General features: G+C 68.6%; 25 protein-coding genes. 10 read left to right on the top strand and 15 right to left on the bottom strand.

Annotation, left to right across the window (positions count from 1 at the left end; all coding sequences use genetic code 11):
- Positions 1-6: 6 nt before the first annotated feature.
- The 8 genes from ACIRG5_RS46825 to ACIRG5_RS46790 are packed head-to-tail and all read right to left on the bottom strand — an operon-like array spanning position 7 to position 6,207.
- Positions 7-405 carry a YbjN domain-containing protein gene (locus tag ACIRG5_RS46825; protein WP_402917771.1) on the bottom strand — a complete coding sequence of 133 codons (399 nt, stop codon included), beginning with the start codon at positions 403-405 and terminating at the stop codon, positions 7-9.
- Entirely contained in the window at positions 402-1,226 is an 825-nt protein-coding gene (locus ACIRG5_RS46820; protein ID WP_319978621.1) for an isoprenyl transferase, read from the bottom strand. Before ACIRG5_RS46820 ends, ACIRG5_RS46825 begins: the two co-directional genes overlap by 4 nt.
- Positions 1,227-1,274: 48 nt before the next feature.
- Positions 1,275-2,027, bottom strand: a complete 753-nt coding sequence (gene recO / locus ACIRG5_RS46815; protein WP_401039279.1) for a DNA repair protein RecO — start codon at positions 2,025-2,027, stop codon at positions 1,275-1,277.
- A 13-nt stretch (positions 2,028-2,040) separates the two neighbouring features.
- Complete coding sequence (era, locus tag ACIRG5_RS46810) at positions 2,041-2,937, bottom strand: GTPase Era (protein ID WP_090006121.1); 897 nt, start codon at positions 2,935-2,937, stop codon at positions 2,041-2,043.
- Between the two features lie 53 nt (positions 2,938-2,990).
- A complete protein-coding gene (locus ACIRG5_RS46805) occupies positions 2,991-3,323 on the bottom strand; it encodes a cytidine deaminase (protein WP_402917766.1) in 333 nt (110 codons plus the stop codon).
- Positions 3,316-4,602, bottom strand: a complete 1,287-nt coding sequence (locus ACIRG5_RS46800) for a hemolysin family protein (protein WP_402917763.1) — start codon at positions 4,600-4,602, stop codon at positions 3,316-3,318. The genes ACIRG5_RS46805 and ACIRG5_RS46800 overlap by 8 nt, the downstream gene beginning before the upstream one ends.
- Before the next feature lie 4 nt (positions 4,603-4,606).
- Positions 4,607-5,152 (bottom strand): rRNA maturation RNase YbeY, encoded by a 546-nt coding sequence (gene ybeY, locus ACIRG5_RS46795; RefSeq protein WP_030474423.1) that lies wholly within the window; start codon positions 5,150-5,152, stop codon positions 4,607-4,609.
- 5 nt (positions 5,153-5,157) lie between these two features.
- Positions 5,158-6,207: a PhoH family protein gene (locus tag ACIRG5_RS46790; RefSeq protein WP_402917759.1), complete on the bottom strand. Its 1,050-nt coding sequence runs from the start codon at positions 6,205-6,207 to the stop codon at positions 5,158-5,160.
- A 145-nt stretch (positions 6,208-6,352) separates the two neighbouring features.
- On the opposite strand from ACIRG5_RS46790, the gene ACIRG5_RS46785 reads away from it, so the two are divergent.
- Both ACIRG5_RS46785 and ACIRG5_RS46780 read left to right on the top strand, forming a co-directional pair.
- Positions 6,353-7,099: a hypothetical protein gene (locus ACIRG5_RS46785; protein WP_402917756.1), complete on the top strand. Its 747-nt coding sequence runs from the start codon at positions 6,353-6,355 to the stop codon at positions 7,097-7,099.
- Positions 7,096-7,893, top strand: a complete 798-nt coding sequence (locus tag ACIRG5_RS46780) for a GNAT family N-acetyltransferase (RefSeq protein ID WP_402917753.1) — start codon at positions 7,096-7,098, stop codon at positions 7,891-7,893. Before ACIRG5_RS46785 ends, ACIRG5_RS46780 begins: the two co-directional genes overlap by 4 nt.
- Here the strand turns inward: ACIRG5_RS46780 and ACIRG5_RS46775 are convergent.
- From ACIRG5_RS46775 to hrcA, 6 genes are all read right to left on the bottom strand, one after another.
- Complete coding sequence (locus ACIRG5_RS46775) at positions 7,890-8,207, bottom strand: histidine triad nucleotide-binding protein (protein ID WP_402917750.1); 318 nt, start codon at positions 8,205-8,207, stop codon at positions 7,890-7,892. The genes ACIRG5_RS46780 and ACIRG5_RS46775 overlap by 4 nt on opposite strands.
- 8 nt (positions 8,208-8,215) lie before the next feature.
- The gene (locus ACIRG5_RS46770; RefSeq protein WP_402917747.1) at positions 8,216-8,806 is read right to left on the bottom strand and encodes a TetR/AcrR family transcriptional regulator; all 591 of its coding nucleotides are present in this window, start codon (positions 8,804-8,806) and stop codon (positions 8,216-8,218) included.
- A 9-nt stretch (positions 8,807-8,815) separates the two neighbouring features.
- Positions 8,816-9,472, bottom strand: coding sequence for an alpha/beta hydrolase family protein (locus tag ACIRG5_RS46765; protein WP_402917744.1), 657 nt, complete (start codon positions 9,470-9,472; stop codon positions 8,816-8,818).
- Positions 9,473-9,976: 504 nt separating this feature from the next.
- On the bottom strand, positions 9,977-10,708 hold the full coding sequence (locus tag ACIRG5_RS46760) for a 16S rRNA (uracil(1498)-N(3))-methyltransferase (RefSeq protein WP_402917741.1): 732 nt from the start codon (positions 10,706-10,708) through the stop codon (positions 9,977-9,979).
- Positions 10,705-11,853 carry a molecular chaperone DnaJ gene (gene dnaJ / locus ACIRG5_RS46755; protein WP_319978691.1) on the bottom strand — a complete coding sequence of 383 codons (1,149 nt, stop codon included), beginning with the start codon at positions 11,851-11,853 and terminating at the stop codon, positions 10,705-10,707. Before dnaJ ends, ACIRG5_RS46760 begins: the two co-directional genes overlap by 4 nt.
- A 43-nt stretch (positions 11,854-11,896) precedes the next feature.
- Entirely contained in the window at positions 11,897-12,919 is a 1,023-nt protein-coding gene (gene hrcA / locus ACIRG5_RS46750; protein ID WP_319978632.1) for a heat-inducible transcriptional repressor HrcA, read from the bottom strand.
- Between the two features lie 125 nt (positions 12,920-13,044).
- Between hrcA and ACIRG5_RS46745 the strand changes: the two genes are divergently transcribed.
- The gene (locus tag ACIRG5_RS46745; protein ID WP_402917738.1) at positions 13,045-13,239 is read left to right on the top strand and encodes a hypothetical protein; all 195 of its coding nucleotides are present in this window, start codon (positions 13,045-13,047) and stop codon (positions 13,237-13,239) included.
- On the opposite strand, the gene hemW is transcribed toward ACIRG5_RS46745, so the two are convergent.
- A complete protein-coding gene (gene hemW / locus ACIRG5_RS46740) occupies positions 13,240-14,448 on the bottom strand; it encodes a radical SAM family heme chaperone HemW (RefSeq protein WP_402917735.1) in 1,209 nt (402 codons plus the stop codon).
- A 172-nt stretch (positions 14,449-14,620) separates the two neighbouring features.
- Between hemW and ACIRG5_RS46735 the strand changes: the two genes are divergently transcribed.
- The 7 genes from ACIRG5_RS46735 to ACIRG5_RS46705 all read left to right on the top strand — a co-directional run bounded on the left by ACIRG5_RS46735 (position 14,621) and on the right by ACIRG5_RS46705 (position 20,650).
- The gene (locus ACIRG5_RS46735) at positions 14,621-14,707 is read left to right on the top strand and encodes a putative leader peptide (RefSeq protein ID WP_402917845.1); all 87 of its coding nucleotides are present in this window, start codon (positions 14,621-14,623) and stop codon (positions 14,705-14,707) included.
- A gap of 110 nt (positions 14,708-14,817) precedes the next feature.
- The gene (locus tag ACIRG5_RS46730; protein WP_402917732.1) at positions 14,818-16,497 is read left to right on the top strand and encodes a nitrite/sulfite reductase; all 1,680 of its coding nucleotides are present in this window, start codon (positions 14,818-14,820) and stop codon (positions 16,495-16,497) included.
- Complete coding sequence (locus ACIRG5_RS46725) at positions 16,494-16,652, top strand: Insertion element protein (protein WP_090006108.1); 159 nt, start codon at positions 16,494-16,496, stop codon at positions 16,650-16,652. The genes ACIRG5_RS46730 and ACIRG5_RS46725 overlap by 4 nt, the downstream gene beginning before the upstream one ends.
- Complete coding sequence (locus tag ACIRG5_RS46720) at positions 16,649-17,344, top strand: phosphoadenylyl-sulfate reductase (protein WP_402917729.1); 696 nt, start codon at positions 16,649-16,651, stop codon at positions 17,342-17,344. Before ACIRG5_RS46725 ends, ACIRG5_RS46720 begins: the two co-directional genes overlap by 4 nt.
- On the top strand, positions 17,341-18,240 hold the full coding sequence (gene cysD, locus ACIRG5_RS46715) for a sulfate adenylyltransferase subunit CysD (RefSeq protein ID WP_402917726.1): 900 nt from the start codon (positions 17,341-17,343) through the stop codon (positions 18,238-18,240). Before ACIRG5_RS46720 ends, cysD begins: the two co-directional genes overlap by 4 nt.
- Positions 18,241-19,587 (top strand): sulfate adenylyltransferase subunit 1, encoded by a 1,347-nt coding sequence (locus ACIRG5_RS46710; RefSeq protein ID WP_402917723.1) that lies wholly within the window; start codon positions 18,241-18,243, stop codon positions 19,585-19,587.
- Entirely contained in the window at positions 19,562-20,650 is a 1,089-nt protein-coding gene (locus ACIRG5_RS46705; RefSeq protein WP_402917720.1) for an ABC transporter substrate-binding protein, read from the top strand. Before ACIRG5_RS46710 ends, ACIRG5_RS46705 begins: the two co-directional genes overlap by 26 nt.
- The last annotated feature ends 30 nt before the right edge of the window (positions 20,651-20,680 follow it).

The raw sequence follows: 20,680 nt of genomic DNA, 5'->3' as shown, positions 1-20,680 counted from the left end.
CCTTTCTCAAGAAAAGCGGGAGAGGAGCTCGCCGCGCACCTGCGACGCGGTCGAGACGACCAACATGAGGAGCGTGCTCAGAGGTTCCGGCTTGAGGCCGTCCGCCGGGAACGCGTAGCGCAGCATCACGTCCGTGCCGCGTTCGGAATGAATCACGCCGAGCGTGCCGAACAGGCCTTGACCAGCGCGTTCAGCGACCCACCCGGCCGCCTCGGCAGGCATGTCCCACGCGACGACGACCGTCAGCGAGAGAACAGTCAGCCCTTCGGCCAGTTCCATGCCCTGCACCGCGCACGGCACGTCGCCGTGACGGAAGCTCAGCGCGCCGTCGTCGTCCACGGACACGTCGTGGAACAGCTCCAACGCCTTGCGTGCGGCCTCCAGGGCCTCACCGCTCGCGTTCACGACGACGCCACCTCCTCACCGGGCTTGTCGACGGCACCGCCGAAGCGACGGTCGCGGTCCGCGAACTTCTCGCAGGCGCGCCACAGGTCGCGGCGGTCGAAATCGGGCCAGAGGATGTCCTGGTAGACCATCTCGGCGTACGCGGACTGCCACAGCAGGAAGTTCGAGATCCGCTGCTCACCGGACGGCCTGATGAACAGGTCGACGTCCGGCATCTCCGGCTTGTACAGGTATTTCGCGAGGGTGCGCTCGTCGACCTTGTCCGGGTTGATCTTCCCGGCGGCGACCAGGCGCGCGACCTCGCGAGCGGCGTCGCCGATCTCCGCGCGGCCGCCGTAGTTCACGCACATCACGAGGTTCAGCACGGTGTTCTCGGCCGTGCGGACCTCGGCCTCCTGCAGCTGCTTGATGACGCTGCCCCACAGCTTCGGCGAGCGGCCGGCCCAGTGGATGCGGACACCCATCTCGTCCAGCTCGTCGGTGCGGCGGGCGATCACGTCGCGGTTGAAGTTCATCAGGAAGCGGACCTCTTCGGGGCTGCGCTTCCAGTTCTCGGTGGAGAAGGCGTACAGCGAAAGCCACTTCACGCCCAGCTCGATGGAGCCCTTCGCGACGTCGAGCACGACCTGCTCACCGCGCTTGTGCCCCTCCACCCGCGACAGTCCGCGCTGGTTCGCCCAACGGCCGTTGCCGTCCATCACGATCGCGATGTGCTTGGGCACCAGATCGGCCGGGATGTCCGGAGGCGTCGCACCGGACTCGTGCGGCTCCGGCGGGCGCGGAACGCGCTTCTCACGCTCAGAGCGGCGGCGACGCAGCATGACTCCAGGCATCCTTTCGAGCGAAAACCGTTGTCGGTAGCCGCCACATTAGCCGTCGGCCGGCTGCGCCTTTCGCTCGACCAGAGGCAACGACCGCAGCTGCCGTTCGAGGTGCCACTGCAGGTGCGCCGCGACCAGGCCACTCGCGTCGCGGCGGGCGATGTGCGGGATCTCGTCGACCACGTTCCACTGGCCGTGCAGCAGCGCCGAGAGCAGCGCCAGCGTGTCCTGGGAGGGTGACGAGGAGCCGGCCGGGCGGCAGGTCGGGCAGCACGAGCCGCCGGCCTGGACGCTGAACGCCCGGTGCGGACCGGGATTGCCGCACTTCGCGCACTCGTTCACCGCGGGCGCCCACCCCGCGAACGCCATCGCACGCATGAGGAACGCGTCCAGCAACAGCGACGGGTCACGCTCCCCCGTCGACAACGCCTTCAACGCCCCGGCCACGAGCATGTAGAGCCGCAAGACCGGCTCGCCCTCCTCGGCCGAAAGGCGGTCCGCGGTCTCGGCGATCGCGCACGCCGCCGTGTAGCGCTGGTAGTCCTTCACGATCCCCACGCCGAACGCGTCCAGCGTCTGCACCTGCGTGATGATGTCGAGCGTTCTGCCGGGGTAGAACTGAACATCGACGTGGCAGAACGGCTCGAGCCGGGCGCCGAACTTCGACGACGTCTTGCGCACGCCCTTCGCCACGGCGCGGAGCTTGCCGTGGCGCTGGGTCAGGAAGGTGATGATCCGGTCCGCTTCACCCAGCTTCTGCACACGAAGCACGACTCCGGTGTCGCGGTACAGGTTCGCCATCAGATTCCCATCGTCAGAAACCCAGGCGGCGCAACTGCTTCGGGTCCCGCTGCCAGTCCTTGGCGATCTTGATGTGCAGGTTCAGGTACACCCGGCTGCCCAGCAGACGCTCGATCTGCTTGCGGGCCTCCATGCCGACCTGCTTGAGCCGCTCGCCCCGATGTCCCAGGATGATCGCCTTCTGCGACGACCGCTCCACGAACACGAACGCGTGGATGTCGATCAGGTCGTTGCGACCCTCGCGCGGCTCCATCTCCTCCACCACGACAGCGATGGAGTGCGGCAGCTCGTCGCGCACGCCCTCCAGTGCGGCCTCGCGGATCAGCTCGGCGACGAGGGTCTGCTCGGGCTCGTCGGTCAGGTCGCCGTCCGGGAACAGCTGCGGGCCCTCGGGCAGCTTCTTCAGCAGCAGGTCGCTCAGCGTGTCGACCTGGAAGCCGTCCACCGCGGACACCGGGATGATCTCGGCGAACTCCATGATCTTCTGCAGCGCGAGCAGCTGCTCCATCACCTGCTGCTGCGACACCAGGTCCGTCTTGGTGACGATGCCCAGCACGGGCGTGCGCTTGGCGACCTTCTCCAGTTCGGCGGCGATGAACTTGTCACCGGGGCCCACCTTCTGGTCCGCGGGCACGCAGAAGCCGACGACGTCGACCTCCGACCACGTCTCGCGCACCAGGTCGTTGAGCCGCTGGCCCAGCAACGTGCGCGGCCGGTGCAGACCGGGGGTGTCGACCAGCACGAGCTGGCCGTCCTCGCGGTGCACGATGCCGCGAATCGTGTGGCGGGTGGTCTGCGGCTTGCTGGACGTGATGGCGACCTTCGTGCCCACCAGCGCGTTCGTCAGCGTCGACTTCCCTGCGTTCGGGCGGCCGACGAAGCACGCGAACCCGGAGCGGTAACCATCCATCCGTCCATTGTCCCTCTTGCTGGTTATGGCCGTTCGCGGGGCCTTCCGGCCACCTAGAACTGGTCGCGCACCTCACCGGAAACGCTCGCGAGGAGCACCGGGCCGGTCTGCGTGAGATCCCGCACCGCCGCCAGCGACGCCTCGTCCACCTGGGACGCCTCGGTGACGACCGCCGCCGCCTCCAGCCCCTGCGCGCCGCTCGACACGGCTGCCGAGACGGCCGCCTGCAGCGCGGTGAGCTTCAGCGACGGCAACGAGACCGTGGAGGCGTTGTAGGTGCGGCCGTCGAGGTCCCGCACCGCCGCGCCTTCCGCGGCGCCGTTGCGTGCGCGGACGGACCGCGCGAGCGTCACGAGCTTGGCGTTCTCCGGATCTACGTCAGTCATCTTCGTTCTCCTTCTGCACGGGGCGTACGAGCACCGTCGTGACCCGGATGCGGCCGCGTTCGTCCTTGCCGCCCTCGGCCCGCATGCGCAGGCCGGCGATCTCCGCCTCGGTGCCGGGCAGCGGCACGCGCCCGAGCCGTTGCGCGAGCAGGCCGCCGACGGTCTCGACCTCGTGGTCGTCGAGCTCGGTGCCGAACAACGCGTCCAGGTCGTCCACCGGCAGGCGCGCGCTGACCCGCACCGCGCCGTCCTCCAGGTGCTCGATCGGCGGGCGGTCGTCGGTGTCGGACTCGTCGGTGATCTCGCCGACGATCTCCTCGAGGATGTCCTCGATGGTCAGCAGGCCCGCGGTGCCGCCGTACTCGTCCACGACGATCGCCATGTGCCTGCGCGACACCTGCATCTCGCGCAGCAGGTCGGCGATCGGTTTCGAGTCCGGGATGAAGCTCATCGGGCGCATCAGCTCGGAGACGCACTTCGGGTCCTCGCCCTCGGCGAGCGTGGCCCGCATCAGGTCCTTGAGGTTCACCACGCCGAGCACGTCGTCCACGCTCTCGCCGATCACGGGAACGCGGGTGTAGCCGGTGCGCAACGACAGCGCGAGCGCCTGCCGCAGCGACTTGGACTGCTCGATCCACACGATCTCGGTGCGCGGCACCATGATCTCGCGCGTGATCGTGTCGCCCAGCTCGAACACCGAGTGGATCATCTCGCGCTCGCCCTCGTCCACGACGCCGCGTTCCTGCGCCATGTCGACCAGCTCGCGCAGCTCGACCTCGGAGCTGAACGGACCCTCGCGGAAGCCCTTGCCGGGCGTGATGGCGTTACCGATGAGGATCAGGAGCTTGGACAGCGGCCCGAGCACGCGCCCGAGCTGCCGGACGGTGCCGGCGGCGAGCAGGCTCACGGCGTACGGGTGCTGACGGCCCAGCGTGCGCGGTCCGACGCCGACGAGGACGTACGACACGATCAGCATGCTCAGGCAGGCGTACAGGACAGCGAGGCCGTCCTGTTCCACGAAGTCGAGGAACACCGTCGTGGTCAGCACGGCCGCCGACATCTCGCAGGCCAGGCGCAGCAGCAACAACAGGTTGACGTGCCGTGGCCGGTCGTTGAGGACGTGCAGCAACTGCCCGGTGCCCCAGCGACCCTGCCGTTGCAGGGCCTCCACTCGTGCGCGTGACACGGTGCCGAGAGCGGCATCCACACACGCGAACAGTCCGGCGGCGAGCACGAGCAGAACGGCCAGCACGATCACACTGGCAGGGTTCGCGGTCATCGCGTCAGGCTTCTTCGTTCTTCTCGTCCAGGCCGACGGCGCCGAGCACCTTGTCGTCGGTGCTGCGCTGGTGAGCGGCCCGCTCTGCCTCGTCCCGCGCGGTGCGGAAGTCGCCGAGGATGCGGTTCTGCAACGTGAACATCTCACGTTCCTCCGCGGGCTCGGCGTGGTCGTAGCCGAGCAGGTGCAGCACTCCGTGCACGGTCAGCAGGTGCAGCTCGTCCAGCAGGCCGTGGCCCGCCTTCTTGGCCTGGTCCTTGGCGAACGCGGGGCACAGCACGATGTCCCCGAGCAGCGCGGGGCCGAGGCCCGCGGCGTCGGGACGGCGCGCGGAGTCCAGCTCGTCCATGGGGAAGGCCATGACGTCCGTCGGACCCGGCAGGTCCATCCAGCGCTCGTGCAGGTCTGCCATCACGTCCAGCTCCACGAGCAGGACGGACAGCTCGGCCAGCGGGCTCACGCCCATGCGGTCCAGCGCGAAGCGGGCGGCGGAGACGATGGACCCTTCGTCGACTCCGACACCCGACTCGTTGGCGATCTCGATGCTCACGGCGCCTATCGTCCCCGGCGCTGGTTCCCCCGGCGTGCACCGGGTCCGTGGTGTTGCCCGTTCTGGTCGACGAGGTCCTGCTGGACCTGCCACTTGTCGTACGCGTCCACGATGTCGCCGACCAGGCGGTGGCGCACCACGTCCTGGCTGGTCAACGTCGAGAAGTGCACGTCGTCGACGCCTTCGAGGATGTCCTTGACGACCCGCAGGCCGCTGCGCTGCCCGCCGGGGAGGTCGACCTGGGTGATGTCACCCGTGACTACCACCTTCGAGCCGAAGCCCAGGCGGGTGAGGAACATCTTCATCTGCTCGGGCGTCGTGTTCTGCGCCTCGTCCAGGATGATGAACGCGTCGTTCAACGACCGGCCGCGCATGAACGCGAGCGGCGCGACCTCGATCGTGCCGGCCTGCGTGAGGCGCGGGATCGACTCCGGGTCGACCATGTCGTGCAGCGCGTCGTAGAGCGGGCGCAGGTACGGGTCGATCTTCTCGTAGAGCGTGCCGGGCAGGTAGCCCAGGCGCTCGCCCGCCTCGACGGCCGGGCGGGTGAGGATGATCCGGTTGACCTGCTTGGCCTGCAGCGCCTGCACGGCCTTGGCCATGGCCAGGTAGGTCTTGCCGGTGCCGGCGGGGCCGATGCCGAACACGATGGTGTTCTTGTCGATCGCGTCGACGTAGTGCTTCTGGTTCAGCGTCTTCGGTCTGATCGTGCGGCCGCGGCGGCTCACGATGTCGAGGCTCAGCACCTCGGCGGGCGACTCGACGTCGTTGGCGCTGAGCATCGCGACGACGCGGCGGACGGCGTTCTGGTCGATGGGCTGGCCACGGCCCGCGAGGGTGATGAGCTCGGAGAAGACGCGCTCGGCGAAGGCCACGTCGGCGGGATCGCCGGACAAGGTGATCTCGTTCCCGCGCACGTGCACATCGGCGTCGAGCAGTTCCTCCGCGAGCCGGAGGTTCTCGTCGCGCGACCCGAGCAGCGTGAGCACCGCACCTTCCGGCACGGCGAACCGGGACTGACCTTCCTTGTTGCTCTGCTGTGTTTCGTCGGCCACGTGGCCCCGGCCTGCTTCCTGTCGCTCGGATCTGGTGCCGTCGATGCTAGTCCGGCCGAAAATGGGTGGCTAGCGCATTGCTCACGGTGTGTGCTCGGGAGCTGTGGAGATCCGCAGGCTTGGTGCCGACGACATACCCGAGTGCATGAAGCTGATCACGGACCGGGGTTGGGCGTGGACGCCCGCGCAGTGGGAGATGTTGCTGTCGCTCGGTCCGGGCTTCGGCGCCTTCGACGAGACGGGGTTGCTCGGCACGACCGTGGTCACGCCGTATCCCGAGGTGCAGGCGATCAGCGGCGTGCTGGTCGGCTCGTGGGCCGAACGCAGGGGCATCGCGGGTGCACTGATATCCAATGTATTGGATACGGGACCCTCGGTGTTGTACGCGACGGCGATGGGTGAACCGCTGTACCGGCGGCTCGGCTTTCACTCGGTCGGGCAAGCCTCCGCGCACCACGGCGAACTAGGTGGCGCGGCGACCGGCGTGACACGACGGGCGACGCACTCCGATCTGCCCGCGGTGGTGGCGCTGGACCAGGCGGCGAGTGGATTCACGCGGGAAGCGTTCTGGACGCACGTGTTCGGTCCGTCGTCGGTGTACACGCCCCACATCGCGCAGGACGGTTTCGTCTGCACACGGCGCATGGGTGAGACGTTGGTCATCGGTCCGTTGGTGGCACCGAACGCGGCGGCGGCGTGCGAGATCATCGTTGACGTGGTCGCCGGCGCCGGGCCGTCCCGCGTCGACGTCAGCGACCCGGACGTGGCGGCGTTCCTGCTGAGCAAGGGTTACGAGGTGCGCGGGAGCTGTGCGCTGATGGTGCACGGCGTGGACGACGTCGGCGGCGATCGTGCGCGCTACTTCGCGCCCGCGTCACTCGCGCTGGGATGACTGAGGAATCCGTGGAACTGCGACGACTCGAACTGGACGACCTCCTCGCGTGCTCCGACCTGGCCGAGAGCCGGTCGTGGTCGCGCGACGAGACCAAGTGGGAGTTCCTGCTCACGCACGGCGAGGGCTGGGGCCTGTTCGACGAGCACGGCCTCGTCGGCACGACGATCGTGACGCGCTATCCGGAACTGGCGTCGGTCAGCATGGTGCTGGTGGCCGCACGCGCCGCGCGCCAGGGCCACGCCCGCCGACTGGTGTCCCATGTATTGGATACCGGTGTCTCGACGTTGTTCGCGACGTCGATGGGCCGCCCGCTCTACGAACAGCTCGGCTTCCACGCCGTGGGCTTCACCGACATCCACGCGGGCCAGTTCACGGGACCGGCAGCTGATATATCGCATATCGCCACGCACGCTGACCTCGACGACCTCGTCGCGGTCGACACCAAGGTCACCGGTCTCACGCGGCCATTCCTGTGGGAGTCGTTGCTCACCAGGGGATCCGTCAGGGCCTCCGACCGTGGCGTCGCCGGGTCGTGGCGCGTGAGCGATGACCTGCTCCTGATCGGCCCGGTCATCGCGGACTCCCCCACCGACGCGTGCGCGCTCATCGCCGACTCGGCCGTCGGCAACGGCCGTGTGCGCGTGGACGTGCACGACCCAGAAGTGATCGCGTACGTCCGGGAACACGGCATGGAGTCGTGGGGTGAGGCCGCCTGGATGGTCCGGGGCGCCGAAACCCTGCCCGGCGACCGCACCCGCTACCACGCGCCGCTGCTGCAGGCCCTCGGTTAAAGACGTTTGCCGCCGAGCACGTGCAGGTGGGCGTGAAAGACCTCCTGCCCGCTGTCCGGCCCGGTGTTGAACAGCAGCCGGTACCCGCTCTCGGCGATGCCCTCGGCGTCGGCGACCTCTCGCGCCGCGGCGAAGAGGTCGCCGAGCTGCTCGCCGTTCAGGTCGACGGCGTTCGGCACGTGCTCGCGCGGAATCAGCAGCACGTGCACGGGCGCCTTGGGCTGGATGTCGCGGAACGCCAGCGTCGTCTTGGTCTCGTGCACGATCGTCGCGGGAATCTCACCGGCGACGATCCGGCAGAACAAACAGGACATGCCCCAAGCTAGACGAACAGCCGGTCCAGCTGCTCGTCGACGGCCTCGATCATGTCGTCGACCGTGAGCTCGTCGGGCCCGAGCCCGTGGTGGATGTTGAGCCCGTCGATCAGCACGATGAACCGCCGCGCGGCCTTCATCGGCACGACGCCGTCCCGCAGCTCACCGGCTTCCTGCGAGGCAACGAGAAGGCGCGCGATCCCGGCGTACAACTCGCGCGTGCCGAGGCGTTCCAGCTCGTGCAACGACGGCTCCACCATCGCCCGCGGCAGGAACGACAACAGCACCGCCGCCTCGACCCGGCGATCGTCGTCCATCGCCAGCATCTCGTGCGCGAAGGACCGCAGCACCTCCCGGTTCCCGGCCGAGGTGTCGATCTTCTCCAGTCGCGCGAGGAACCGCCGGTACGCGAGCTCCATCGCGAACCCCAGCAAGGCGTCCTGTGTCGGGAAGTAGTGGCGCAGCGACCCGCTGGACCACCCGGACTCGGCCGCGACGGCGCGTACGGAAGCGTGGTCTATCCCGTCCCGCTGCACGATGCGCCACACGGCCTCAGCGAGTTCGCGGCGGCGTTCCTCATGGTCGACAACCTTCGGCACCGGCCCTTTTTAGCAGCCGCTCGCAAGGCGCCCGACAGCCGCGCGGCACCTCTCCCACGACTCGGTGCCCGGCGTGATCACGTCCATGTGCCCGGCCCCTTCCACCACGACGAGTTCGGCCTGCGGCTCCACCGCGCAGAACCCGATGGACTGCTCGACCGGGACGTCCTCGTCCTGGTCACCGTGCACGCACACCACCGGCTTGCCGATGGGAACCAGCGCGACCGGTGAGGCCTCCGCGAACTGCTCCTCGGTGCACAGCTCCAACGCCCGCGGTGTGATGTGCCGCGTGAAGTCCAGCACGGCGGCCTGAGCCACCGCTCCGACCACTCGCGCACTGTGCTTGGCCGCCCACACAGCGAGGTGCCCTCCAGCACTGTGCCCGAGCGCGACGACAGGCCCGACGTCGACGGCGTCGATGGCGGCAAGCACGTCCTCACCGGTCCGCGGCCACCCACCACCACCGCCAACCCGCCGGTACTCGATGTTCCAGACAGCAAATCCGTCGGCGACGAGCACGTCCGCAAGGGGCCGGCCAAGTTCCAAGCCATACCGCTGATGCCAAAAACCACCGTGAATGACGACAACAGCACCCAGAGCAACACCTTCAGGAAGGTAAAGCTCGCCAAACTGACTGGGATGGTCACCGTAAGCAATTCGCTGCACACGCAGAACTTACGTCAACGCCAACAAATAACAAGGAAGACACAACAACCGACAGCAACCGCCACCCACAACAAAGATAAGACCCCTCATCTAACAGACCTGACGGCTGCCGCGCCCGTACACCTGATGGGGCCCCGATGCCGAAGGCGAGGTGGCCGGGGGTCCGGGGGCTTGCCCCCGGCGTGGGGTTTGGGGGCTCGGCCCCCAAAAGACGCCCTTTTGGTGCAGGCGGCGAAGGCGCGCCAGCGCCGAGCAGCCACCACCAAAACCAAAAGGGGCGCCCCGCGGTCCGAAGCCTGGGGGTCGCTTCGCCGCGAGGCGCCGACGCCGGACCGAGGGGGGAGGTGTCCGGCGAGTCTTTTGGTCAGAAGGGCTAATCGTCTACGCCGTTTCCGGATAGACCAATCGGCCCCTCTGCAAACCAGGGTAACCCCATCGGCCTGGGATTCGCTACAACTTCCGTCAAGCCAATCCATCCGATGTTCATCCCAGGAGTGATCGGGGTCACCACCGAGCTGTACGTACCCCAATGGCACCAAGAGCAACCGCTGCGGCGGTAGATGCACGCAGAACGGTTGGGCCCAATCGGACGATCCGTGCACCCGAAGATCGCAGAGCGTCGAGTTCCTCAGGCGTGATTCCGCCTTCGGGCCCCACGACGAGCAGCACGTCCCCGGATTCGGGCAACGGGACGTCGGCAAGCCGTTCGGTCGCACTCTCGTGCAGCACGAGCGTCAGCGCGGACGACGACACGCGGTGAGAGAGCTGAGTCGTGCTCACGGGTTCGTCGACCGCCGGCACGCGCGCGCGGCGGGCCTGCTTCGCCGCCTCACGGACGGTGGATCGCCAGCGCCCCAGCGCTTTCGCGCCGCGAGGCCCGTCCTCCCACTTGGTGATGCACCGGGCGGCGCGCCACGGCACCACGCCATCCACTCCGGCCTCGGTGGCGAGTTCGACCGCGAGCTCGCCGCGGTCGCCCTTCACCAGCGCCTGGGCGAGCACCACACGTGGCGCCGGTTCGGGCTCCACCCAGCGCTCGACCACGCGCAACGCCAAGGAGTCGCGCTCCACCGCCGTCACCGAGCACCGCACCTGGGCACCGGATCCGTCCGACAGCACGAGTTCCTCGCCCACGCGCAGACGCTTCACCGTCGCGGCGTGGCGGCCTTCCGGGCCGTCCAGCACGAACTCCTCGCCCGCCGGCAACGACGAGACGAGGAAGACGGGCAGGGTCACCGGTTGCCGCGCGAGGCACGCAGGCGGGAGAACAGTCCGCCGCCGCCCTTGCCGTTGTGGGACAGGGAGGGCTCGTTCTCGCCGCGCATCTCGGCGAGGTCGCGCAGCAACGCGGACTGGGCGGCGTCGAGCTTGGTCGGCACGAGGACCTCGAGGTGCACGTGCAGGTCGCCGCGGCCGTCGACGCGGCCGGTGGAACGCAGCTTCGGCATGCCGCGGCCCGTCATGACGAGCTGCGTGTTCGGCTGCGTGCCGGGGTCGATCTGCAGTTCTTCCTCGCCGTCCAGGGTCTTCAACGGCAACGTGGCGCCGAGGGCGGCCGTCGTCATCGGGATCTGGACGATGCAGTGCAGGTCGGCGCCGTCACGTTCGAAGATCTCGTGCGGGTGCTCCTCGACCTCGACGTAGAGGTCGCCGGCCGGGCCACCGCCGGGGCCGACCTCGCCCTGGCCCGCGAGGCGCACGCGCATGCCCTCGGCGACACCGGCGGGGATGTTCACGGAGATCGTGCGGCGCGACCGCGTGCGGCCGTCGCCCGCGCACTGCTGGCACGGGTCGGGGATGACCTCGCCGTAGCCGCGGCACACCGGGCACGGGCGTGACGTCACGACCTGGCCGAGGAACGAGCGCTGCACCGACTGGACCTCGCCGCGGCCGTGGCACGTGTCGCACTGGACCGGCTTGGAGTTGTTCTGGGTGCCCGCGCCGTGACAGCGGTCGCACAGGATCGCCGTGTCGACGGTCAGCTCACGGGTGGCGCCCGCCGCGCACTCCTCCAGCGTCATGTCGAGCCGGATGAGCGCGTCGGAGCCGGGCTGCACGCGGCTGCGCGGACCACGGCCGCCACCGGTCGAGGCGCCGAAGAACGCGTCCATGATGTCGCCGAGGCCGAAGCCGGAGAACGGGTCCCCGCCGGGGCGGCCACCGCCGCCCGAGTCGAGCGGGTCGCCTCCCAGGTCGACGACGCGCCGCTTCTCGGGGTTCGACAACACCTCGTAGGCGGCCGTCACCTCCTTGAAGCGGGCCTCCTCGTTGGGATTGACGTCCGGGTGCAGCTGCCTGGCGAGCTTGCGATAGGCGCGCTTGATCTCATCCTGTGTCGCGTTCTGCGAGACACCGAGGATGCCGTAGTAATCCCTGGCCACCTTGTTCGCTTTCATGTTCATCTCAAGTGCAAGACGTTTCTGGTCAACGACCGGTCAGGATCTCACCGACGTAGTTGGCGACCGCGCGGACGGCCGCCATGGTTCCGGGGTAGTCCATACGCGTCGGTCCGACGACGCCCAGGCCCCCGAGCGGATTGTCACGGCTGCCATAGCCGATGGACACCACGGAAGTGCTGCGCATCTCAGCGGCTTCGTTCTCCTCGCCGATGCGCACCAGCACGCGACCGGGGTCGCGGGAGGCGGCGAGCAGCTTGAGCACGACGACCTGCTCCTCCAACGCCTCCAGCACCTGCCGGAGCGAGCCCGGGAAGTCGGTGATGCTGCGCGTGAGGTTCGCGGTACCGCCGAGCACGAGCCGTTCCTCTGGGTGCTCCACCAGCGTTTCGATGAGCACAGTAGCGACCCGCAGCATCGGGTCGCGGAGATTCGACGGAACCTCGTCGGGCAGTTCGGCGACCTTGGCACTCGCCTCGGCGAGCCGCTGTCCCGCCATCGCCTGGTTGAGCACGCCGCGCAACTGCGCCGTGTGCTCCTCGCTGATCACGTCCCCGAGCTCGACGATCCGCTGGTCGACGCGGCCGGTGTCGGTGATGAGCACCAGCATCAGCCGCGACGGCGTGATCGGCAGCACCTCCAGGTGACGCACGGCCGCACGCGACAGCGTCGGCACCTGGATCACCGCCACCTGCCTGGTCAGCTGCGCGAGCAACCGCACGCTGCGGCGCATCACGTCGTCGAGGTCGATCGCCCCGTCCAGGAAACTCCGGATCGCCCGCTTCTCGGCCTGCGAGAGCGGCTTGATCTCGCTCAGCCTGTCCACGAAGAGCCGGTAGCCCTTGTCCGTCGGCACGCGTCCGGCGCTGGTGTGCGGCTGGGCGATGTAGCCCTCGTCCTCCAGCGCGGCCATGTCGTTGCGCACGGTCGCGCTCGACACACCCAGGTTGTGCCGGTCGACCAGGGCCTTCGACCCCACGGGCTCCTGGTTGGACACGTAGTCGGCGACGATGGCACGCAGCACCTCGAACCGACGCTCATCGGCGTTCATCGCTGTTCACCTCCGTGTCCACTACTCCCGAGTTTACCCAGCCGGTTTCCTGCCTGGTGCCCCCTCTGAAGTCGTGCTCGATCCGGCCTCCGGTTTTTGTCGGTGGCGGTCGCTAGGGTCCAAACGTGGACAACGTGGTGTGGCTGCGGCCACCCGGCAAACCATGCATGGTGCTCAGCGACGACGAGTGGTGGAGGGGCACGGTTGTCTGGGAAGAGGCCCGCAGGGAGGACGGGCTCTGGTGGGGCACGGTGACGTACGAGAAAGAAGGCCAGGAGATCGTCGAGGTGCGCAGTCAGCACGACCTGCGCGCCCGGTGATCACGGCAGCAGGCGTCTGACCACGGCGTCGGCCAGCAGGCGGCCGCGGTCGGTCAGCACGCAGCGGTCGTCGTACGGCTCCAGCAGCCCGTCGGCGATCGCCTGCTTGGCCTCCTCGCGGCCGGCGTCGTCCAGCACGTCGACGGGCAGTCCTTCGGCGAGGCGCAGTTCCAGCAGCACGCGCTCGACCCGCTGATCTTCGGCCGACAACAGCTCGCGACCGGCGGCGGGCGACGTGCCTTCGGCCAGCAGGGACGAGTAGCGGGCCGGGTGCTTCACGTTCCAGAAGCGCACCCCGCCGACGTGGCTGTGCGCGCCGGGCCCGAAGCCCCACCAGTCCGCGCCCTTCCAGTACAGGACGTTGTGCCGGCACTGGGCCTCGACGGAGGTCGCCCAGTTCGACACCTCGTACCAGGAGAACCCGGCACCGCTCAGAACGGAATCGACCATCTCGTACGACGAGGCCAGCACGTCGTCGTCGGGCATCGGCAGGTCGCCGCGGCGGATGCGGCGGGCCAGGCCGGTGCCGTCCTCCACGATCAACGCGTAGGCGGACACGTGGTCGACGCCCGCGGCCAGCACGGCGTCCAGCGACGAGGCCAGGTCCGAGGGCCGCTCCCCCGGCGTGCCGTAGATCAGGTCCAGGTTCACGTGCTCGAAGCCGGCTTTCCGGGCCTCCAGCGCCGCTTCACCCGGACGGCCGGGGGTGTGCTTGCGGTCCAGCACGGCGAGAACGTGCCGGGCGGCCGACTGCATGCCCAACGACACGCGCGTGTAGCCGGCCGAACGAATGCCTTCGAAGAACGGAACGGACGTCGACTCGGGGTTCGACTCGGTGGTCACCTCGGCGCCGGGAGCCAGGCCGAACGACTGCCGCACCGCGTCCAGCACCTCGCCGAGCCCCGAAGCGCCCAGCAGAGATGGCGTACCGCCGCCGACGAACACGGTTTCGGCCAACGGGGCGGTCCCGAGAACGGACGCGGCCAGGTCCAGTTCGCGGCGCAAGCCCTCCAGCCACGACTCGGGCGAGGCGGAGGTACCGAGTTCGCCGGGGGTGTAGGTGTTGAAGTCGCAGTAGCCGCAGCGGGTCGCGCAGAACGGCACGTGCACGTAGATGCCGAACGGGCGGGAACCGACACCGGCGAGAGCGGACGCGGGAAGCGCACCGTCGGCGGGCGCGGGCTCGCCTTCGGGCAAAGCGGAGGGCATGACTCCCAGTGTCCCCTACACGGCCCGAATGGCGGTGTTCGACCAGGGAAAGTATCTGTCGGTGACAGAATTACTACGGAGTGAAACCAGCCTTTGATGTCAACTTCCCCTCGTAGATCCCAGCATTCGGTTGCTGGTGGACCAGGTACTGGACGCGGGGCACACTGGGGACATGCATTCGACTGGAGTCCGCCTCGTGGCCCGCCGCCACGTCGACTTCCGTCGTGTCTCCAGCGCGATGTGCCGTCGTTCGGCCTGACCGCGCGCTGATTTGTTCCCGTCGGCGCCCGGCGCGCTGACGACGCCCCCACCACAAGCACCTCCGGGCTCGCATGCGCACCGAGCGCCTCGAAACCCCGGAGGATGGCGATGGTCCCGCCGCAGACGTCACCGCGCGCCAAGCAGCGTCGCGGCGAGGGACAGTGGGCACTCGGCTACCGAGAGCCGCTGAACCCCAACGAGCGGAGCAAGAAGGACGACGACCCGCTCAACGTCCGCACCCGCATCGAGAACATCTACGCCCACGGTGGTTTCGACTCGATCGACCCAGCCGACCTGCGCGGACGTTTCCGCTGGTACGGCCTGTACACGCAGCGCAAGCCCGGCATCGACGGCGGCCGCACGGCCACGCTGGAGCCGGAAGAGCTGGACGACGAGTACTTCATGATGCGCGTCCGCAGCGACGGCGGTGCGCTCACCACGCAGCAGCTGAAGGTTCTCGGCGAGATCTCGCAGACCTATGCGCGCGACACCGCGGACATCACCGATCGGCAGAACATCCAGTACCACTGGATCGCGATCGAGGACGTTCCCACGATCTGGCAGAAGCTCGAAGCCGTTGGCCTGACGACGATGGAGGCGTGTGGCGACAGCCCGCGCGTCATCCTCGGCTCGCCGGTCGCGGGCATCTCGCAGGACGAGATCATCGACGGGCAGCCGGCAATCGACACAATCCTCGAGCGCTACATCGGCGACCCGCGGTTCTCGAACCTGCCGCGCAAGTTCAAGACCGCCATCTCCGGCCTGCAGGACGTCGCGCACGAGATCCACGACATCGCGTTCGTCGGCGTGAACCACCCCGAGCACGGACCCGGTTTCGACCTCTGGGTCGGCGGCGGCCTGTCCACGAACCCCATGCTGGGCAAGCGTCTGGGCGCCTGGGTGCCGCTCGACGAGGTGCCGGACGTGTGGGAGGCGGTCATCTCCGTCTTCCGAGACTACGGCTACCGCCGGCTGCGGCACCGCGCGCGTATCAAGTTCCTCGTCGCCGACTGGGGCCCGGAGAAGTTCCGCCAGGTCGTGGAGGACGAGTACCTCAAGCGCAAGATGATCGACGGTCCCGCGCCGGAAACCCTGAAGCAGCAACTCGACCACATCGGCGTGAACAAGCAGAAGGACGGCCTGTTCTACGTCGGCGCCGCGCCGGTCGCGGGCCGCGTCTCGGGCTCGATCCTGGTCGAGGTCGCGAAGATCGCCGAACGGGCGGGCTCCACGCGCGTCCGCTTCACGCCGCAGCAGAAGATCATCGTGCTGGACGTCGCCGAGTCCGAGATCCCCGAGCTCAAGAGCGGTCTCGCCAAGCTGGGCCTGCAGGTCGATCCGTCGCCGTGGCGCCGGGGCATCATGGCCTGCACCGGCATCGAGTTCTGCAAGCTCGCGATCGTCGAGACCAAGGCCCGCGCCCTCGACCTGGTCACGCAGCTCGAAGCCAACCTCAAGGACATCGTCGACGGCGTCACGGCGCCGATCACCGTGCACATCAACGGCTGCCCCAACTCCTGCGCCCGCATCCAGACCGCGGACATCGGCCTCAAGGGTCAGATCGTCACGGACGAGCAGGGCAACCAGGTCGAGGGCTTCCAGGTGCACCTCGGCGGCGGGCTCGGCCTCGACGCCGGGTTCGGCCGGAAGTTGCGCGGCCACAAGGTGACCTCGGCCGAGCTGCCCGAGTACGTCGAGCGGGTCGTGCGGAACTTCGTCGCCCAGCGCGAAACCGACGAGCGGTTCGCGCAGTGGGTCGGCCGGGCGGAAGAGGGTTCGCTGCGATGACCGAGCGCGCGACGCCGTTCTACTGCCCCTACTGCGGCGACGAGGACCTCCGGCCGCAGGAGGAACCCAGCTACGCGTGGCTGTGCACCGGATGCCGCCGCGTCTTCAAGGTCTCGTTCGTCGGGCTCAACCTGCCGCAGGAGGTGAAGAAGTGAGCGATCTCAAGGAAGACCTCAAGATCGTCGCCGAGGCCGCCGAGCTGGAGCTGAAGGACGCGAACGCCGAAGAGGCGCTGGAGTGGGTCGCGCGGACGTTCGGCGACAACTACATCGTCGCCTCCAACATGCAGGACGCCGTGCTGATCGACCTCGCCGCCAAGGTGAAGCCGAACTTCGACGTGCTGTTCCTGGAGACGGGCTACCACTTCCCGGAGACGATCGGTGTGCGGGACGCGGTCGGTGTCGTCTACCCGGACGTGCGGATCGTGAACGCCGCGGCCGAGCAGTCGGTCGAGGACCAGGAACGCGAGTTCGGCCTGCTGTACCAGTCGGACCCGGCCAAGTGCTGCAACCTGCGCAAGGTCGTGCCGCTGCGCCGGGAACTCGCGAAGTACGACGCGTGGGTCACCGGTGTGCGCCGCGTGGACGCCCCGACCAGGGCGAACACGCCGATCGTGCAGTGGGACGACCGCAACGGCCTGGTGAAGATCAACCCGATCGCGCCGTGGAGCGACGACGAGTTCAACGCCTACATCCGCGAGAAGGGCGTCCTCGAGAACCTGTTGGTGCAGGAGGGTTATCCCTCCATCGGCTGCCTGCCGTGCACCGCGAAGCCGTTGCCGGGGCAGGACGCCCGCAGCGGCCGGTGGGCCGGTCAGTCCAAGACGGAATGTGGGTTGCACGGATGACGCTCGCGCTCGACACCTTGGGACGCCTGGAATCCGAGGCGATCCACATCTTCCGCGAGGTGGCGGGAGAGTTCGACCGGCCGGTGATCCTCTTCTCCGGCGGCAAGGACTCGACGCTGCTGCTGCACCTCGCGATCAAGGCGTTCTACCCGGCGCCGGTGCCGTTCCCGCTGCTGCACGTCGACACCGGGCACAACTTCGACGAGGTCATCGAGTTCCGCGACCGCGTCGTCGCGCAGCACGGTCTGCGTCTGGAGGTCGCGAAGGTCCAGGACTGGATCGACGACGGCCGCCTGGAAGAACGTCCGGACGGCACGCGCAACCCCTTGCAGACGGTGCCGCTGCTGGACTCCATCACGCAGCACAAGTACGACGCGGTCTTCGGCGGCGGCCGCCGGGACGAGGAACGCGCTCGCGCCAAGGAGCGGATCTTCAGCCTGCGCACGGCGTTCGGCCAGTGGGACCCGAAGCGTCAGCGCCCCGAGCTGTGGAACCTCTACAACGGCCGGCACCGCGCCGGTGAGCACGTCCGCGTGTTCCCGCTGTCGAACTGGACCGAGCTCGACGTCTGGAACTACATCGAGCGCGAGGGCATCGAACTCCCGGACATCTACTACTCGCACCAGCGCGACGTGTTCCTGCGCGACGGCATGTGGCTCGCCGAAGGCCCGTGGGGCACGGCGCGCGACGGCGAAACGTTGCTGCGCAAGACAGTTCGTTACCGCACGGTCGGTGACGGCTCCTGCACGGGTGCAGTCGAGTCAGATGCAGCCGACATCCAAGCGGTGATCGCCGAGGTCTCCGCGTCACGACTGACCGAGCGCGGCGCCACACGTGCCGACGACCGGCTGTCCGAGGCCGCCATGGAAGACCGCAAGCGGGAGGGCTACTTCTAAATGAGCGACCTGTTGAGGTTGGCTACCGCTGGCAGCGTGGACGACGGAAAGTCCACGCTCGTCGGCAGGTTGCTCTACGACACCAAGTCCGTGCTCGCGGACACGCTCGACGCCGTGCACCGGGCGAGCGCCGACCGGGGTCTCGCGACGCCGGACCTGTCGTTGCTGGTCGACGGCCTGCGTTCGGAACGCGAGCAGGGCATCACGATCGACGTGGCGTACCGGTACTTCGCGACGCCGAAGCGGTCGTTCGTGCTCGCGGACACCCCCGGCCACGTGCAGTACACCCGCAACACCGTCACCGGCGCCTCCACCGCGCAGCTGGCGGTGCTGCTCGTCGACGCGCGCAAGGGCGTCATCGAGCAGACCCGGCGCCACGCGGCGGTTCTCGCGCTGCTGGGCGTGCCCCGGCTCGTCCTCGCGGTCAACAAGATCGACCTCGTGGACTACGACGAGGTGACGTTCTCCCGCATCGCCAAGGAGTTCACCGCTCACGCCACGGCTCTCGGCTACACCGAGGACGCGGTCGTCGAGATCCCGGTGTCCGCGCTGGCGGGCGACAACGTCGTGGACAAGTCCGCGAACACGCCGTGGTACTCCGGCCCGACCCTGCTGGAGCACCTGGAGAACGTGCCGGTCGAGCCCGACCCGCACGACGCCCCGTTCCGCTTCCCGGTGCAGTACGTGATCCGCCCGCGCACGGCCGAGCACCTCGACTACCGGGGGTACGCCGGTCTGATCGCGGCCGGCACGATCAAGCCGGGCGACGAGATCGTGGTGCTGCCGTCGGGCCGTCGCTCGACGGTCACGAAGATCGACACGGCGGACGGCGAACTGACCGAGGCGGCGGCAGGTCAGTCCGTCACGCTGCTGCTGGCGGACGACATCGACATCTCCCGCGGCGACCTGATCTCGGTGGCGGGCAACGAGCCCACGGTCACCGACGAACTGGACGCCACCCTCTGCTGGCTCGCGGAGAAGCCGCTGCGACCCGGCGCCCGAGTCCTCGTCAAGCACGGCACGCGCACCGTGCAGGCGATGGTCACCGACCTGCGCGACCGCTTCGACGAGCAGAAGCTGTCCAGTGTGGACAGCCCCAGCTCGTTGGAGCTCAACGAGATCGGCCGAGTGGCTCTGCGTCTGGCAGAGCCCGTTCCGCTGGACGACTACAGCTTCAGCCGGCGCACCGGGTCCTTCCTGGTGATCGACGCGAGCGATGGTTCCACGCTCGCCGCCGGACTGGTCGGGGCTCCGCTGCCGCTGCTTGAGGACGGCGTGGAGAGCTGTACCGGGGGTGGCGTCAACGCCACCCCCGACACCCATGCCCTCGTCTCCCCCGGTCCCTGAAAGGCCTTTCCCCGTGAACCTCAAGCCCGCCATCGCCGTCACGCTGATCGCCCTGACAGCCCTGTCCGGTTGCAGCCGCGCCGGCAGCGGTGACACTCCCGCCGCCGAGTCCAAGGGTGCCGCCGCCGAGGTCCGCCTCGGGTACTTCCCGAACATCACCCACGCCGCGGCGTTGATCGGTGTCGAGAACGGCCTGTTCACCAAGGAGCTCGGCAGCACCAAGCTGACGACGCAGACGTTCAACGCGGGCCCCGACGAGGTGAACGCCCTGCTGGGCGAGTCCCTCGACATCGCCTACATCGGGTCAGGACCGGCGATCAACGCCTACGCGAAGTCCAAGGGCGAGGCCGTGAAGCTCATCGCGGGCGCCACCTCGGGTGGTGCGCAGCTCGTGGTGAAGCCCGAGATCAACTCGATCGAGGAGCTCAGGGGCAAGGTCGTCGCCACGCCGCAGCTCGCGAACACGCAGGACGTGTCGCTGAAGAAGTACCTGGCGGAGAAGAACCTCACCGGCCAGGTGACCGTGCAGAACGTGGAGAACGCGGCGTCGCTCGACCTGTTCAAGAAGGGCGACATCCAGGCCGCCTGGGCGCCGCAGCCGTGGTCGGCACGCCTGGTCGCCGAGGCCGGCGCGAAGGTGCTGCTCGACGAGAAGACGCTGTGGGACGGCGGGGCGTTCCCGACCACCGTGGTCATCGTGCGGACGAAGTTCCTGCAGGAGCACCCGGAGACGGTCGAGGCCGTGCTGAAGGGTCACGTCGCGGCGATCGACTGGGCGAAGGCGAACAAGGACGAGGCGAAGAAGGCCGCCAACGCCCACCTGGAGAAGCTCACGTCCAAGAAGCTCGGCGACAAGATCCTCGACGCCGCGTGGGACAACATCGAGCTGACCACGGACGCGCAGGCCAAGCACTTCCCGCAGCTCGCGAAGGACGCCGTGACCGCCGGGGTGGCCAAGGAGGCCGCGAACGTCGCCGGGTACGCCGACTTCACGTTGCTGAACAAGGTTCTGCAGGCGCAGGGCAAGCCGCAGGTCCAAGCAGCGGGCCTGGACAAGAAGTAGTTCCGAGTCGTTGAGGGGAAGGCACACGAC

Source organism: Lentzea sp. NPDC102401 (assembly GCF_044765805.1).
GTDB lineage: Bacteria > Actinomycetota > Actinomycetes > Mycobacteriales > Pseudonocardiaceae > Lentzea > Lentzea sokolovensis.
The sequence above is the reverse complement of the archived record's forward strand: the minus strand, read 5'-3'. Positions and strand labels throughout refer to the sequence as shown.